We start from the raw sequence: 15,996 nt of genomic DNA, 5'->3' as shown, positions 1-15,996 counted from the left end.
AGATAGCTCTCGCGATTCCTGGTTGAGGAACGTATATACATACTAACGAGGATACAACTCTCTCGGCACACCCTCCACGCTCCGCTGCCTCGTCGCCCACAAGGGTTTGACCGTTCCGCTCCTACTGGACGTATGGTCGAGATGGACCTCTACCTGCTGGACCGTGGGACGATTATGTCGGACCGCAACTTCGCCATCGACGGGACGACTGCGGCGACCTACTCGAACCGGAACCCAGATTCCGATTACGGCGAGTTCGCGGTGTGGAACCTGCTCGTCGACCACCCGGAGGGGACCATCCTGTGGGACACCGGGTCGCACCCGGAGGCCGGCGACGGCTACTGGCCGGAGCCGCTGTTCGAGGCGTTCGCACACCCCGACGCGGGCGAGCGGGACCTCGAAACGGCCCTCTCGGACGTGGGCTACGCGCTCGACGATATCGACATGGTGGTCCAGAGCCACCTCCACCTCGACCACGCCGGCGGCCTCTACGCGTTCGCCGGCACGGACGTTCCCGTCTACGTCCACCAGCGGGAAGTCGAGTTCGCCTACCTCTCGGCGAAGACGCCGGCCGGGGCGAACGCCTACCTCGCGAGCGATTTCGACCACGACCTGAACTGGCAGGTCGTGGCGGGCGAGCGCCAGCTCGTGCCGGGCTTCGACCTGCTCCACCTCCCAGGCCACACCCCGGGGCTACTCGGCGCACGGCTCGACACCGACGACCACGGCACCGTGCTCGTCGCCGGCGACGAGGCGTTCCTGCGCCCCAACTACGAGGACGAGGCACCGATGGGACAGTCGCTCACGACGAGCAACGTCGACTGGCACGAGTCACTCCGCCGGCTGAAGGATATCGAGCGTCGGACGGATGCGACCGTCCTGTGCGGGCACGACCCCGAGCAGGCCGCGTCGCTCCGCGACGAATGGCACTGAGTCGGAGAACGTCCCGGTGTTACATCCGGGCCGCGTACCGTGTCCCGAACCGCGTCGGTCGGCTCCACCCGGTCGGTTCCGCGCCGGCTCAGCTCCGCGCCGGCAACCACTCGGCGGGCAGCGTCTCGACCCCTCGACCGCGGGCCTCGGTGCCGCCGAGACCGCTTCGGAGTTCGACCTGACCGTCGAACAGCTGGGCGAACGTCTGGACCGTCCGCTCGTCGTGGGCGCCGTCGTCGACGAGGTACATCCCGAGGCCGTTCGCGCTCGCGACCTGTGTGCTCAGTACGGAGAAGAACCGGAAAGCCTCCCGTGTCTCGTTGTAGAGGAGGAGCGAGGTCAGCGAGTCCACCGCGACGACCGGGCGGTCCGCGTCGCCGAGGACCTTCGAGACGGGCATGCCGATGCCCGTCAGGTCGGCCGGGGAGTTCACGGACACGGCGTCCTCCGATTCCGGCCCCGGCGTGCAGTCGACGACCGACACCGAGTCCGGGACGGGCATCCGTCCGGGGCCACGGGCGGCCGAGATGAGGAGGGTGTCGCGGCCGGCATCGGCGGCCGCCTCGAGCGCGTCGAGGGCGACACCGCTCTTTCCGACCATCGGCTCGCCGACGACGGCGACGTTACTGCCCGAAGCCGTCGCCAGTCGGGCCGGGACCGCGTGGGCGATGGGGTCCGTCGAGGTCGTGGGCTGGGACATGGGTACGGGGTGGCGTACCTGGACCGATGGTATCCACCACTTAAGCGATTCTGACAAGAGTATCAAAAGGTGCGTGAGGGGCACTCAATCGACGGTTCTCGTCCAGCTGGCCGAAAGAACCTCCATGGGGCACCGACGGTCAGTCCGCGTCGCCAGCCGCCGCTGCTGACGGTGGCGTGTCGCCGCTCTCGACGGTCGTGCCGCCGCCACCGAACAGCCGGGCCCAGACGACGAGTGCCGAGGGCAGGACGAGCAGCGAGGCGACGAAGGCGTAGATGACGCTCAGTCCCGTGAGGATTCCGAACTGACCGATGGCGGGGAACACCGACAGAACCAGCACGCCGATGCCGAAGACGGTGGTCAGCATCGAACCGGCGAGCGCACCACCGGTTCCCCGCACCGTGCGGTCGAGTGCCTCGTACAGGTCACGCTCCTTGTACTCGTCCGCGAAGCGGTGGGTGACGTGGACCGAGTAGTCGATGCCCAGCCCGATGGTGATGGCGAGGATGGTCGCCGTGAAGGCGTTGAACGAGATGTCGAACACGCGCATCGACCCGGCGACGAACGACACCGTGACCACGATGGGGACGAGGTTCGCGATGCCGAGCGAGGGTTTGCCCTCGAGGACCCAGTAGACGAACAGGAGGAACACCGCGGTCCCCCCCATCGCGATGACGAGCGAGGTGACCGCCGAGTCGAGGATGAGGCCGGAGATGGCCTCGAACACGACGGTCGAGCCGGTCGCGGTCGCCTGGAGCGAGGTGCGTGGCCGCTCCATATCCGCCGCGACGCTCCGGGCGTCCTCGGTGATCTCGCCCTGCGTGGCGTCGGCCTTGACGCTGTAGACCAGCCGCGTGGAGCGGCGGTCGTCGGTGATGTAGCGTAACGCCTGCCCGCGGACCGGCGAGTCATCCGCCATCAGCGCGTCGTACACCGCCGGCAGGTCGTCGTCGGGGACGCCGTTGCCGTTGCGGTCGTTGCGTTCGACCAGCTCCCGGAACTCCTCGTCCCGGGCGGCGTAGTCATCGATGACGGTGATGATGGAGGTGGCGTCGGCACGGCCGCCCTGGCGGACGAACGCATCTGGCGGGTCGTCGCCGGCGCGGTACAGCACCTCCAGCGCCTGGTCCTGTCGCATCGGCCCCTCGACGTACACCGTCACGGTGTCGGACTGGCTCGACTCGAACTCCTCCGAGAGGAAGTTGGTCAGGGCCGTCACCGTGTACTCGGAGGGTTTGAACGGCTCGGGGAGCGCCATCAGGTAGTCCGGGTTCTCCTCGGGCGGCAGGAAGTCCTCGTTCGAGAAGGTCGTATCGACGCCGGTCGCGTGGTAGGCCATCCCGCCCGACGCGAGCAGGGCGACGACGAGGAAGACGGCCGGCAGGCGTCTCGCGACGACCACGCCACCCGAGAGGGCCCACCCCAGCCGTGAGCCCTCCGCACCCAGGGGCGTCGTCGAGAACGTAGGGATGGGGTACTTCTGTCGCGAGCGGTCGAGCAGCACCTTCGCCGCGGGGAGGAACACCCCGAAGACGAGGAAGGTGAACACGATACCGACGGCGGCGACGATGCCGAAGTCGCTGATGGGTGGCAGCGCCGACGTGAGGTTGGCCGAGAAGCCGATGACGGTGGTTCCGGTGACGATGAAGAACGCGACCAGTAACTGGTCGGTCGTGATTCGCATCGCCGGGCCGATATCCTTGCCCGTGACCCGTTCCTCGCGATAGCGATTCACCGCGTGGATGCCGAAGTCGATGCCGACCGCCAGCAACAGCGGCGGGATGGTGATGAGGATCTGGTTGAACGGGATGCCCGCGAGCCCCATGAACCCGAACGTCCAGATGAGCCCCATCGCCAGCGCCACCATCCCCAGCAGGAGGTCGGCGAGGTCCCGGTAGGAGACGACGAGGAACAGGAGGATGAAAAGCACCGCCGCGGGCACGACGATGATGAGCGAGTCGAAGATGACGTTGGCGAACTCGGCCGAGATGATGCCAGACCCGAAGACTATCATCTCGCCGCCGACGCTCCCGACGACGTAGTCCGTCCGGAGCTGGAGCGGCGTCAGGGGGCTGGAGCCACCCTGTCCCGCAGAGGCCGAGAGCCCGGCCGGGACCTCGTGGGTGACGACACCGATGGTGGCGCCGGCCGATGCCGAGCCGCGGTTGAAATCGTTCGAGAGGAGCCCCACGAACCGGGGGTTCCGGTCGGCGGCCGTTCGGACCGCCCGGTCGACCTCCCTGGGCGTGGCCCGCTCGACCGCGCGGATCTGCTGCTCGGTGGTCCGGGCCTGCGGGTCCAGCGTGGCCGCGACGATGGTCGCGGCCGACGCCGTCGACGTGACACGGAGCTCGTCGTGGTCCTCGACCCGGTTCTGCGCCTCCAGCATCCGCACTAGCCCCTTCTTCGAGAGCACGTTCTCGCCCCGCTGGATGAGCTGTGTGCTCCCGGTGTCGGTCTCGAACGCGCTCGTCTCGAACTCGTCTTGCACCTTCTCGAACGCCACCTGCGCGGGCACGTCCTGGGTGAACCCCGCGGTCCCGGCGTCCGTCGAGACGGCACCCAGGCCGGCCCCGAACACGAGTGTCAGGACGAGGAACGCCCCAACCACGCGCTTGGGGTGGTTGACGATCTGGTCGTCGGCCGCGTCGACGAACCGTTGATAGTCGACGGGGCTGCTCATTCCCGTCGTCCGACGAGTCCCAGGCCGACCGCGGCCAGGCCACCCAGCGAGAGCACGACGCCGAGGCCGACACCGGCGCCGCCGATGCCGCCGGGGACGACGAACGTGGACAGCAGCCCGCCGCCGCTCCGCTCGGCCACGTCGATGGCGACCTGGTAGCTGTCGGAGACCTTCGTGTCACCGTCCGGCTCCTCGTACTGGAAGTCCAGCGAAACGGGGTACGGCTTCGCGATGGCATCACCGCTCGCGGAGATGCGGAAGGTCAGCGTCGCCGTCTCGCCGGGACCCAGTGCCTCGACGAAGGCCTCGTCGTTGCTCGCACTGATGGGGGCGTCGGCGAACAGCTTCGCGCTCACCGCGGTCAGGGGTTCGTCGCCATCGTTCGTGACCTGCATCTCGATGGTCTCCGACGACCCAGCCGCGACGGTCGCGTTCGTGTCGACGGAGAACGTATCGCGCTGCTGGGCCACGGTGCCGCGGGCGTACAGCGGGTCGGAGGTCACGGTGTCGCCCCCGTCCGTCTCGTAGCGCAGGCGGTAGGTGAACTGGCGCGGCCCCTCCCGGGCTTCCGAGGAGACCTCCACGTCGTATCGGAAGTCGACGCTGGTGTTCTCGTCGAGGTCACCCAGCGCGTACTCGCGCTCGGCGGTCACGACGTTCGCCGGGGGTTCCAGCACCAGCACCGCGTTCTCGACTTCACGGGGCCCCTCGTTGACGAAGGTCCCGTTCAGCTGCCCCTCCTCGCCGACCCGGAGCTGTGTCCCGTGACTGGCGAGGTCGAACGACTGCTCCTCGTTAGGGGTGATGCCGACCGGTCCGATGTCTACCTGTTCGGTGTTGTCGGCGGGAGATGTGTACGAGATGGTCGCATCGACGGCGTAGCTGCGCCGCTCGGCGGATGGAGCGAACTGTGTCTCCACCTCGGCCCGCTCGATCTCACCGGCTGGCCACCTCCCGAGGTGGACGCGCGCGGTCCGAGCCCCACCGAAGGTCAGCGCTGCGTTGTCCGATTCGAGTCGCACCGTCGCGTCCTCGAGTGTCCGGTTGCCCTCGTTGGTGAACAGGAGGATGGTCGAGTCCTCGGTGCCGACGGACGCCCCGGTCGCGACCGCGACGACGGTGAACTGCTGCTCTGGTCCGGGGACGACGCCCGTCGAGAGCGTCGACTGTCTGGCGGTCCCGTCGCCGTCCTCGTAGTCGATGGTCGTCCGGAGCGCGAGCGACCGGTTCGTCGCGCTCTCGGCCACGCTGGCGCCGACCGAGACCGTCCGGCGCTCGCCCGGCGCCCACTCGCCCACGTACGACTCGGTGGTCTGTGACCCGCCGAACGTCAGCGCGGCGTTCGTGGACTGCAGGGAGAGCGACGCGTCCGAGGCAAGCTCGTTCCCCACGTTCGCGACGGTGACGTTCACCGTCCCCGGGCCGCCGATGGGGGCGTTCGTCGCCGTGTCGACAACCTCGAAGCGGGCGGCCTCCTCGACGGTCACCTCGACGGTGAACTCCTTCGTGACGTGCTTGCTGCTGTAGCCGTTCGAGCGTACGTCGCCGGATATCTGGTCGTAGTAATCGTACTCGACCTCGACGTCGAACTCGTAGGTCCCCGGCTCCGCGTTCTCCGGGACCGAGATGCTGACGGGAACTGACCGCGGCGGCCCTTCACTCAGGGATCCGACCCCGATTTCGCCGCTCTCCACCTCGATTGGGTTACTCTGCGTGGCAGGTTCGACCCGGACCACGGTCCCTCGCGCGGTGGTGACGACCTGCTCCTTGCCGGTATTCACTGAACTGCTCGCGCCGAAGGAGACATCGCCGCTGTTCAGCAGTGAGAGGTCGAGCGTCGTCGTGGCACCCGGCTCGACGGTGTCGTCGGAGAGCGTGACCGAGATGTCCGGTTTGCCACGGACGAACGCCGACGCGGGCGCGGCGAACGCGGCGACCATCGAGAGGACCAGTACCAGGGCGAACAGGACGCGTAGCCCACGCGCCACACGAGAGGAGTCGGAGCCGGAACTCATTGCCCTGCAGGACGCACGGAGAGTATTTAAGAGTCAGTGAACCACTGAATGGGTAGTACGTATCTGGCTGGTGCGCCCACGGGCCGTTGCCGGGCGACGTGAACTGGTAACGGAGCGACCGGCACGAGAGTGAAACGACCGGACAGGACGTGCGGAACCGGGGCCGCTCGCGTCGGCGGCGCAAGGGTCATCCCATCCAGTCGGGGCGCTACTGCTCGATGAGACCGTATGCACCTTCGAGATACTCGATGAGCCAGTCCACGGTGTCGGGGTCGTACGTCCAGAAGCCGTAGAAGGCCCGTGACTCGCGCTCCTCGGCGAGCAGGGCGCACTTGTTCACGTCGACGCCGTCGCCGTCGTAGACGACGAACCACGATTTCGCGATCTCGTCGGACCGCTCGACGTGGATGGTCATGTCGGTGTCGTGTTCCGGGACCTCGGCGTCCGGGCAGGCGTAGGCGTGGACGTCGAGTCCCTCACGCGAGGCCAGTCGCGTGTACACCTCCATCTGGTCCGAGAGGATGGAGAGCTGCTGGAAGCCGGCGTGGAGCGACCCCTCGCCGAGTCGCCACGCCCGGTCCTCGATCTCCCGGGAGGCCGCCACCATCTGCCGGGTGTCGTAGGAGGTGAACATCGTCTCGTCGAGGTGGTCGAGGATGGGATGGCGGACATCACTGTCCAGTTCCGTGCCCTCCCCCTGGGGCGCCGAGAGCACCTCGTCGACGCTGGTGGCGGTCACGAACTCGTCGTCCCCCTCGGCCCGCTCGCTGGAGAGCACGACGAACGATCCGGGTCGCCCGCTCTCGGACCGGTCCCCGACAACCGTGAGGTTGCGGTCCCGGAACTGTTCCCGGACGGCCTCGACGGTCTCCTCGTCGGTGTTGAAGACCGTGAGGCGTTTCTCGTGGTCCTCCACACCGGATATCAGTTCGGTGAGGGACATTACTCGTCAACCGTGGGGACGACAGTTTCGGTTTTAAAACTTCCCCCAAATCACCTAGAACCCACGGTCGGTCGGTCTCTCAGTTCGTCGCCCGTCGCCGTTCCGTCACGGGAAAGTCACGAATATTCGTGTGCTACCACGGCGCAAACGCTTTTCACCTCTCCCGGCAAATCTCGCACCAAGGCGCCTCCGGGCGCATGGTATCATGACAGGAGAAATCGTCTGGCGTATCGCGGGTGGTTCCGGTGACGGGATCGACTCGACCAGCCAGAACTTCGCGAAAGCACTGATGCGGTCCGGCCTCCACGTGTTCACGCACCGCCACTACCCCTCGCGGATCCGCGGTGGTCACACGTACGTCGAGGTCCGGGCCGACGACCAGCCGGTACGGGCCCGTGGTGACGGCTTCAACTTCCTCCTCGCGCTAGGGGACTCGTTCGCTCGTAACCCCAAGGAACACGCCTACTACGGGAACGAGCAGGCCAAGCCCCTCGCCGAGAACCTCGACGACCTCCGGGATGGTGGGGTTGTCGTCTACGACGAGGGCCTGCTGGACGCGAGCGCTATCGAGGACTTCGAGGCCCGCGCAGAGGAGCACGACTGGCACGTCTACCCGATGGACCTCCGCGGGATGGCCCGTGACCAGGGCCGCGAGGTGATGCGAAACACGGCCGGCGTGGGCGTGACCTGCGCGCTGCTTTCCTACCCGCTCGAACCTATCGAGAAGCTGATGGAGGACCGGATGAGCGGCGACGTGCTCCAGGCGAACCTCGAGATACTCGAGTACGCCGCCGAGCAGGCCGACGAACTGGAGCACACCCACGACCTCCGGATGCCCGAGGGCGAGCACGACGCCGAGCAGGCACTCGTCTCCGGCTCCAACGGCATCGCCTACGGCGCCATCGACGAGGGCTGTCGGTTCGTGGCCGGCTACCCGATGACGCCGTGGACGGAGGTGTTTACCCTCCTCAGCCAGCACCTGCCGGATATGGGTGGTATCGCCGAGCAGGTCGAGGACGAGATCGCCGCGGCCGCGCTGGCGCTCGGCGCGAGCCACGCCGGTGTCAAGTCGCTCTCGGGCTCCTCCGGTGGCGGGTTCGCGCTCATGTCCGAGCCGCTGGGACTCGCGGAGATGACCGAGACGCCGCTCGTCCTCGTGGAGGCGACCCGTGCGGGCCCCTCGACCGGGATGCCGACGAAGACCGAGCAGGGCGACCTCGAGCACGTCCTCTACACGAGCCAGGGTGACTCCTGCCGCGTCGTCTTCGCGCCGGGCAACCAGCGCGAAGCCTACGAGCAGACCCGGCTCGCGTTCGAACTCGCCTACGACTTCCACCTGCCCGCTATCGTCGTCTACGACCAGAAGCTGTCGGGCGAACTGCGCAACGTCGACGCCGAGTTCTTCGACCGGGAGCCGTCGCCGGACCTCGGGAAGACGCTCACGGAGGAGGAACTCGCAGAGGCGGCCCACTACGCGACGGGCACGTTCGAGCGGTTCCAGCACGACCCGCCCGAGGGCGACGGTGTCGCACCCCGTTCGATTCCGGGACAGGCCGACGGCCGCTACCTCGCCTCGGGTAACGAGCACCACCCGACCGGGCACATCTCGGAGGACCCCGACAACCGGGTGGCACAGATGGACCGCCGGATGCGGAAACTGGAGGCCATCCGCGAGCGCCTCGACGAGCGCGAGAGCAACCAGGAACGGCACGGTGCGGTCGACGCCACGGTCGGCGTGATGACCTACGGCTCGAACCAGGGAACCGTCCACGAGGCCATCGACCGGCTCGTCGACGACGGGCACAGTGTGGCCTCGCTCTCGGTCTCGGACCTGATGCCGTTCCCCGAGGCGGATGTCCGGGAGTTCCTCGATTCGGTCGAGACCTGCCTCGTCGTCGAGATGAACGCATCGGGACAGTTCCGAGGTCTCGTCCAGCGCGAACTCGGCGCCTACGGCGACATCCTGCACAGCCTCCTCAAGTACAACGGCGAACCCTTCGAGCCCCACGAGATCGTGGAGGCCGTCGAGGGCCTGGGCAGCGGTGACCCCGCGACCGCGTCCACGCGCTACGTCCCCGCGGGGAGCGACTGATGAGTTTCACACCACTCCACCAGCACGACGACGACTCGGACCGCGAGCCGACCGACCGGGAAGCGTTCACCCCCGGTATCGAACCGCAGGCCACGTGGTGCCCCGGCTGTGGCGACTTCGGCGTCCTGAAGGCGCTGAAAGGGGCCATGGGTGACCTCGGCTACACGCCCGAGGAGGTGCTGCTCGTCACGGGCATCGGCTGCTCGGGCAAGCTCTCCTCGTACTTCGAGAGCTACGGCTTCCACTCCATCCACGGCCGGTCGCTCCCGGTCGCCCGGGCCGCCAAGCTCGCCAACCCCGGGCTGGAGGTGGTCGCCGCGGGTGGTGACGGCGACGGCTACGGCATCGGCGGGAACCACTTCATCCACACCGCCCGGGAGAACCACGACATGACCTACATCGTGTTCAACAACGAGATATTCGGGCTGACGAAGGGCCAGACCTCGCCCACCTCCCCGATGGGCCACAAGTCGAAGACCCAGCCCCACGGCTCCGCGAAGGCGCCCATCCGCCCGCTCTCGCTCTCACTGGTCGGGGGCGCCTCCTACGTCGCCCGGACCGCGGCCGTCAACCCGAACCAGGCCCAGGAGATACTCAAGGAGGCCATCCAGCACGACGGCTTCGCCCACGTCGACTTCCTCACCCAGTGCCCGACGTGGAACAAGGACGCCAAGCAGTACGTCCCCTACGTCGACGTCCAGCAGTCCGACGACTACGAGTTCGACCACCACGACCGCCGCGAGGCCTCCGAGATGATGCACGACGTCGAGGACGCCCTCCACGAGGGCGAGGTGCTGACGGGCCGGTTCTACCACGACCCCGACCGGCCCTCCTACCAGCAGGAGAAACGCGAACACGGCGACGTGCCCGAGGACCCGCTCGCGGAGCGCTACCACGACGACGACGCCGAGTGGGAGCGCAGTTACGACCTCATGGACGCGCACAAGTAATTCCAGCATAAAAGTATAATATCGCCATCTTTCGACCTGTTCCCGATATCTGGCGGATACGTTATCCTTTATCGATATAATCTGGCCTGATTCGCCGCCAGCGCGGTGGTTATACGCCCCGCCGACCTACTCGGAGATATGTTACTCGTCGAAGGGAGTGCCGGGGGAACCACCCTGACCGGGACCCTGTACGAACCGGGTGAGGAGGCTCCCTCGTTCAAGGGGGCGCCCGACGACGGCTCGCCGTACGTCTGGGTCTGCGACGCGTTCTACGAGGTCGAGTCCGGCGGCCAGGTCCAGCAGGTCGGCGACCGTGAACTCCGTGTCGCGTTCGAGACGCCGATGCCGCGAGGATTCGAGGAGCGCGAGGCGGCAATCGAGGCGGCGAAGGAGCACGTCCGAACCCAGTTCGCACGACTGGGCGTCGTCGGGGACACCGTCGAGGTAGAGATCGTCCAGAGCGCGGAACTTCCGGAGAACTGACCGGCCGCCGACAGCCCACCTCTCACTCCAGCCCCCACTTCGCCGCCCGCTCGTCGCCGTAGTTCGTGTCCAGTTCCGAGTCGAAGGCCCGTTCCAGCGCCTCCCGGAGCGCGACTGTCTCACGTCGGGAGATGCGGGCCAGCTGGTCGGCCTTCCGGACCGCCAGCGGCGGCCCGCGCTCGGTGGCGACGGACTTCAGGACGTGCCGGGTCAGGCGCTCGCGGAGGTCGGGGTCGCGGGTGAACACGGCCGGCGACTCCACCCGGTACACCGTGTCCGTGCGGGGGTCGTACAGCATACAGAAGGTCACCTCGTAGTCGGCCGGGTCGCGCTCACGCTGGATGTCGTACGGGACCGAGGGTGCCGAGAGTGCGCCGTCGGTTCCCCCGCGGGAGGTGAACCAGTTGGTGAAGGTGAGGCTCGAGGTGTCACGCTCGCGCTCGTCCGTGCCGTAGGTGTCGGGAGCGAGCACCTGCGAGAAGAACGCGGCGTCGTTCACCCACGGTGCCGAGCCCTCCTTCTCGCGGATGGTCCGGGTGACCTGCCGGGAGACGGGCGTCTTCACGAAGCCGATGAGCGGTACGCCACGCTCGGCGAAGTGCTCGACCATCCGGACGTACTGGCCGATAATCTCCTGGGGTTGCTCCTCGGCGGCGAGCAGTTCCTGCAGTTCGGGGTCGCGGTCGGCCCACGTCAGCAGCCCCTTCGGGTAGACCGGCCCGTCGAGGACGAGCAGGTCGTCCACCACCTCGCGGTTGCGGTAGGCGTGTGTGATCTCTGCGAGGTAGAGCGCGAGTTCGTGGACGACGGGTGTCACCGTGCGGTCGACGCGCGGGACGTGCAGCACGCGCCCGCGGACGAAGCCCTCGTCGTCCATCCGCCAGTCCTCCTCGAAGGTCGTGGTCGCGTCGTTGGTGTGGACGGCGGTCACCATCGTCCGGCCGCGGTGGAGGTCCACGTCGGAGGGGACCGCACTCATCGCGGCCTGGGCCACGTCGACGACGAGGCCGTTCTTGAAGGTGGTCGGGTTGATGGTTCCCGAGTCGAGGCCGTGTCGGGTCGGGAACGGGTCCTCGGCGAGCGCGATGTCCTCGGCGTGGACGCGCCGGCGCCGGTGCTCGCCGAGCGACTCCAGCACGACCGCACCGTCGCTCCGGAGCGGGTCGAGGAACTCGTTCCAGACGGTCTCGGCGAAGTCGCGGTGGTCCCGCTCGGCGTCCTCGCGGGACACCCGGCCCGCGAGTCGCGTGATGGCCTTGAAGTGGACCGGGTCCAGGGTCATGCCGGCGGTTGGGACGCCGCCGCACAAGAACCCCTCGAGAGCCCGGTGGAAGTGGAGCCGTCCGGGGCGAGTGCCGCCCACTCGCGGACCGTGGCGGCTTTGCCTCGTGACCACCCACCGTCGGATATGCAACTGCTCGTCGCCGGCGGAGACCGCGTGGACGCCGGGAAGACGACGTTCTCGGTGGGGCTACTGGCCGAGACCGGCGCGACCGGCTACAAACCCCGCGCGGGAAACGACTACTGGTTCGACCACGACGACTACCGCCGGGCCGTCGACGACGGCCGACTCTACGGCAAGGACGCGAAGCGACTCGCCGCGGCCGCCCCCGGTGGCTACCGACCCGAGGCCATCAACCCGGTCCACCGCCTGTGGACGCCGACGCCCGGCGCGGGCAAGGGACTGCTCGGCCAGGACGGGCGCGAGTTCCTCGTCGACCGGGTCGGCGGGATGGCACCCGATGCGGAGCCGTCGTTCGTGGTGAACGAGACCGCCGACCTCCCGGACGGACTCGCGGAGCGTCTTCCCCTCGGGGACGCGCGCCGGGTCTCCGACCTCGACGAGGCGAACGCGGCGATGGCCGACCTCCACCGTCCGGCCATGGAGTCCGTCGCCGAGGCGGTCACCGCGGCCGACCGTGCCGTCGTCGAGTCGTACGCGGATATCGCGCGCCCGCTGACGGGTTTCGAACCGGACGCCGTCGCGGTCGTCGAGCCACGCCGCGCCCGCATCTACGGTGGCGAGCGCTACGCGAACGCCTGCGAGGTGGCCTCGGGCAGCGCTCACGAGGGGCGACTGGAGGAGCGCGTCGGGAACGTCATCGAGCTGCTGGAGCCCCGAGCGCGCGTGGAACTGCCCGCGCTCACGGGCGCCGAACGCGAGGACCCCGACCGCGTCGCCGAGGCCTACGGCCCGGCGTACGAGGCGTTGCTGGCGGCGGCGTTCGACTGACCCTCCGGGCGACCGGGAATCGGCGTTCGATTTATGCCATGACTCCGAGATACCCAGCCGTATGGTCACGTACCTCATCGGAACGGACGGAGAGGCGGCCAGCGACGCCATCTGCGACGACCTCGAACAGACCAGCCTGGGACCGGACGACCACCTCGTGGTCGTCAACGTCCAGATGACGGACGACGTGCCCCACATCCGGGAGGGGAAGGCCGCACTGGAGGTGTTCGAGGAGCGCTTCGCGGACGGGCCCGAGGTGGAGGTCCACCAGCTCAACCGCGGGAAGGCCCCTTCGCGCGAACTCGTCGACTACGCCGAGACGGTCGACGCCGACCGGATGCTCATCGCGCTCCGGCGACACTCGCGCACCGAGCGCGTCATCTTCGGCAGCGTCGCCCACTCGCTCCTCCAGCGCGTCACCATCCCCATCACGCTCGTCCCGCTCGACGAGGGGGCCGACTAGGAGGCCTGACCCGACCCGCGCGGAGTGCCCGCTGGCTGCCGGCATCGGGGCCGAGAAAGAGCTACCCGCTCCGGGTGCGTACACCGATGCGAGATGAGCTACATCAACGTCGACCGGCCGGGTCGGGAGGCACTGTTCGCGGTGGCGCTGGTCGTCGCGGTGAACGCGCTGGGTGCGGCACCGTCGCTGTTCGTCGGCGCGGACACCACCTGGTTCGACCGCCCCTGGTTCTTCCCGCCGACCATCGCCTTCCCGGTGGTCTGGACGCTCCTGTTCACGCTCATGGGTGTCGCGCTCTACCTGGTCTGGCGGGCCGAGGCAGACGCCCGTGACACCCGACTCGCGCTGGTGGCGTTCGCCGGCCAGTTCGCGCTCAACGTCGCGTGGACGCCGGCCTTCTTCGGCCTCCAGCGCCCGGGGCTCGGCCTCGTGATAATCGTGCTCCTCTGGGTCGCCATCGTCGCCACCATCGCCGCCTTCGACCGCGTGGACCGCCGCGCGGCACTACTGCTGGTTCCCTATCTCGCGTGGGTGTCGTTCGCCGCCGTGCTGAACTACGCCATCTACGCCGGGTGAGACGCGCAGAGATAAATCACAAATACGGCAGATTCCCGATTAATATGCTGAATTCTGCGTCAAGGAGCTGTTTCTGCCTTGGAGAACTGCGACAATATCGTTGTACCGTCGCACAGCCGAGTTCACATCGTCCGCGCCGCCCGCGCGGACAACTCGATATCCTCGTACGGGGACTTCGTGACGCTCGGGCCGTGGCCGGTGTGGAACTCGCGCAGGTCTGGGCCGACGGCCTCCAGGATGCGGTCGATGCTGTCGATGAGAACCTCCCGGTTCCCTTCGGGGAGGTCGGTCCGCCCGAAGCTCCCCCCGGCGAAGATGAGGTCACCCGCGAACAGGACGCCCGCCTCCGGCGAGTGGAAGCAGAGGTGGTCCTCCTTGTGGCCTGGCGTGTGGATGGCCTCGTAGGAGTGGGCGCCTAGCTCGACGGTGTCGCCGTCGGCGATGCGGTGGTCGACGAGATGGTGGTCCGGGTCGAACCCCCAGACGTCCACGTCGAACGCGTCGACGGCGGCCTCGGTGTTCCCGACGTGGTCCGGGTGGGTGTGGGTGAGGACGACCGCGTCGATATCGTCGACGAAGCGCTCGACCACGGAGACGACGTCGAACTCGTTACCGGTATCCACGAGCACCGTCCGCCCGTCGACATCGGCCCCCGACTCCCCCGGGTCGGTCCCGTCGCTCATCACGTCCGCGCCGGCGACCAGGAACGCGTTGCTGGTGAAGCCACGCTGTCCCTGCGCGAGGTTCCGAATCACGACCCCCCCTTGTAGCTCCCCCTGTTAAGCCGTTGTGTGTCCGAAACGGTGGAGTGTGCGCGCCCCCCAGTCCCACCCGTGCCCTTCCCGTGGCCGGAGCGGACCGGGGCCAGCCGCTGGCTGGCCGCCCTCGTCGTCCTCGTCGGTCTCGCCGGGTGTGGCAGTCTCCCGACCGCGGGGACGCCATCGCCCTCCGAGACGATCACTCCGGCCCCGGTCCCCACCGACCCCGGGACGGATTTCCCACCCGGCATCGACGCGACCGGGCTGACCGACCGGCGGGCGCTGCTCGCAGCCCACGAGGACTCGCTGGCGAACCGCAGTTACACAGTCACCGCCCGGACGACCGTGACCCTCGCGAACGGTTCCCGCTACCGGCGGGTTCGGTTCGGCGGCCGCGTCGGACCCGACGGCGCGCGACACGTAACCGTCTCCTACAGCGGCGCCCCTGTCGTCCGGGCACCTGACGGGGCGGCGGTCGTGGCCATCGAGTGGTGGCAGCACGGCTCGCGACGGGTCGTCCGGCGGACGTACGCCAACGGGAGCAGCCGGACCCGCCGGGCACCGCCCGTCAACGCGCCGCCGCGCGGCACCGACTGGCTGGCCGACGATATCGACCCGACCGCTGTCCGCGTCGTGGCTATCGCGGACAGGTTCGTCCTCCGGACGGAGCAACCGTTCGCGTTCCCAGATGCCGGCGGGCCCCCGCGGGCCGATGCTCGGCTCGAGGCGGTGGTCGAGCCGACCGGCCGCATCCGACAGACCTCGATGCTGGTCCCGGTTCGGGTCGCGGGCGAGAACGCGACCGCGCGACGGGTCACACGGGTCGTCGCCGTCGACGACAGCGGCGTCCAGCGACCGGGCTGGGCCGCGACCCCGCTTCCCGGGGGGTCCAACGAGACGACGTGAGGGGCCCGCGAACGGCACCCTTTTGCCGGGGTCGCTCGAAGTCGCCTCTATGAAGGAGGACCTGATGGACATCATCTGCTGTCCCCTGGACAAGCACGACCTCGACCTGGAGGTCATCCGCCGGGACGAGGACGACGAGATTCTCGAGGGGCGCCTCGTCTGCACGGAGTGTGGCGAGGAGTACCCCATCGAGGACGGCATCCCGAACCTGCTCCCGCCGGATATGCGGGACGAGGCCGCGGCCTGAGCGCCGTCTGAACC

15 protein-coding genes are annotated in these 15,996 nt (G+C 68.4%); 9 read left to right on the top strand and 6 right to left on the bottom strand.

Translation table 11 applies throughout. From position 1 onward, the window contains the following. The first annotated feature begins 132 nt into the window (after positions 1-132). A complete protein-coding gene (locus NL115_RS18335; protein ID WP_254830769.1) occupies positions 133-933 on the top strand; it encodes an N-acyl homoserine lactonase family protein in 801 nt (266 codons plus the stop codon). An 88-nt stretch (positions 934-1,021) separates the two neighbouring features. Here NL115_RS18335 and NL115_RS18330 read toward each other — a convergent pair whose 3' ends face one another. The 4 genes from NL115_RS18330 to NL115_RS18315 all read right to left on the bottom strand — a co-directional run bounded on the left by NL115_RS18330 (position 1,022) and on the right by NL115_RS18315 (position 7,274). Then, positions 1,022-1,633, bottom strand: coding sequence for a DUF7504 family protein (locus tag NL115_RS18330; protein ID WP_254830767.1), 612 nt, complete (start codon positions 1,631-1,633; stop codon positions 1,022-1,024). 139 nt (positions 1,634-1,772) lie between these two features. Further along, positions 1,773-4,316, bottom strand: a complete 2,544-nt coding sequence (locus NL115_RS18325; protein ID WP_254830766.1) for an efflux RND transporter permease subunit — start codon at positions 4,314-4,316, stop codon at positions 1,773-1,775. Further along, on the bottom strand, positions 4,313-6,331 hold the full coding sequence (locus tag NL115_RS18320; protein ID WP_254830765.1) for a COG1361 S-layer family protein: 2,019 nt from the start codon (positions 6,329-6,331) through the stop codon (positions 4,313-4,315). The genes NL115_RS18325 and NL115_RS18320 overlap by 4 nt, the downstream gene beginning before the upstream one ends. A gap of 208 nt (positions 6,332-6,539) precedes the next feature. Continuing rightward, positions 6,540-7,274 carry a DICT sensory domain-containing protein gene (locus NL115_RS18315; protein ID WP_254830763.1) on the bottom strand — a complete coding sequence of 245 codons (735 nt, stop codon included), beginning with the start codon at positions 7,272-7,274 and terminating at the stop codon, positions 6,540-6,542. 202 nt (positions 7,275-7,476) lie between these two features. On the opposite strand from NL115_RS18315, the gene NL115_RS18310 reads away from it, so the two are divergent. The 3 genes from NL115_RS18310 (at position 7,477) to NL115_RS18300 (ending at position 10,799) form a co-directional block, all read left to right on the top strand. Then, positions 7,477-9,366, top strand: a complete 1,890-nt coding sequence (locus tag NL115_RS18310) for a 2-oxoacid:acceptor oxidoreductase subunit alpha (protein ID WP_254833117.1) — start codon at positions 7,477-7,479, stop codon at positions 9,364-9,366. Then, the gene (locus tag NL115_RS18305) at positions 9,366-10,316 is read left to right on the top strand and encodes a thiamine pyrophosphate-dependent enzyme (protein ID WP_254830762.1); all 951 of its coding nucleotides are present in this window, start codon (positions 9,366-9,368) and stop codon (positions 10,314-10,316) included. Before NL115_RS18310 ends, NL115_RS18305 begins: the two co-directional genes overlap by 1 nt. A gap of 138 nt (positions 10,317-10,454) precedes the next feature. Beyond that, positions 10,455-10,799 (top strand): DUF7113 family protein, encoded by a 345-nt coding sequence (locus tag NL115_RS18300; protein ID WP_254830761.1) that lies wholly within the window; start codon positions 10,455-10,457, stop codon positions 10,797-10,799. 22 nt (positions 10,800-10,821) lie between these two features. Here NL115_RS18300 and NL115_RS18295 read toward each other — a convergent pair whose 3' ends face one another. Beyond that, positions 10,822-12,081 carry a DNA double-strand break repair nuclease NurA gene (locus tag NL115_RS18295; RefSeq protein ID WP_254830760.1) on the bottom strand — a complete coding sequence of 420 codons (1,260 nt, stop codon included), beginning with the start codon at positions 12,079-12,081 and terminating at the stop codon, positions 10,822-10,824. A gap of 126 nt (positions 12,082-12,207) precedes the next feature. Here NL115_RS18295 and NL115_RS18290 point away from each other — a divergent pair, with 126 nt between their 5' ends. The 3 genes from NL115_RS18290 (at position 12,208) to NL115_RS18280 (ending at position 14,071) form a co-directional block, all read left to right on the top strand. Beyond that, positions 12,208-13,032, top strand: a complete 825-nt coding sequence (locus tag NL115_RS18290; RefSeq protein WP_254830759.1) for an ATPase — start codon at positions 12,208-12,210, stop codon at positions 13,030-13,032. Between the two features lie 61 nt (positions 13,033-13,093). Continuing rightward, a complete protein-coding gene (locus NL115_RS18285; RefSeq protein ID WP_254830758.1) occupies positions 13,094-13,495 on the top strand; it encodes a universal stress protein in 402 nt (133 codons plus the stop codon). 93 nt (positions 13,496-13,588) lie between these two features. Next, positions 13,589-14,071, top strand: a complete 483-nt coding sequence (locus NL115_RS18280) for a TspO/MBR family protein (RefSeq protein ID WP_254830757.1) — start codon at positions 13,589-13,591, stop codon at positions 14,069-14,071. Positions 14,072-14,193: 122 nt separating this feature from the next. Here NL115_RS18280 and NL115_RS18275 read toward each other — a convergent pair whose 3' ends face one another. Further along, on the bottom strand, positions 14,194-14,826 hold the full coding sequence (locus tag NL115_RS18275) for an MBL fold metallo-hydrolase (protein ID WP_254830756.1): 633 nt from the start codon (positions 14,824-14,826) through the stop codon (positions 14,194-14,196). Positions 14,827-14,904: 78 nt separating this feature from the next. Here NL115_RS18275 and NL115_RS18270 point away from each other — a divergent pair, with 78 nt between their 5' ends. After that, positions 14,905-15,735, top strand: coding sequence for a hypothetical protein (locus tag NL115_RS18270; RefSeq protein WP_254830755.1), 831 nt, complete (start codon positions 14,905-14,907; stop codon positions 15,733-15,735). 49 nt (positions 15,736-15,784) lie between these two features. After that, a complete protein-coding gene (locus NL115_RS18265; RefSeq protein WP_254822354.1) occupies positions 15,785-15,982 on the top strand; it encodes a methytransferase partner Trm112 in 198 nt (65 codons plus the stop codon). Positions 15,983-15,996 lie beyond the last annotated feature (14 nt).

The sequence above is a fragment of the Haloglomus salinum genome (assembly GCF_024298825.1).
Lineage (GTDB): Archaea > Halobacteriota > Halobacteria > Halobacteriales > Haloarculaceae > Haloglomus > Haloglomus salinum.
Note: the sequence above shows the minus strand (reverse complement) of the source record. Positions and strands in the feature narration are given on the sequence as shown.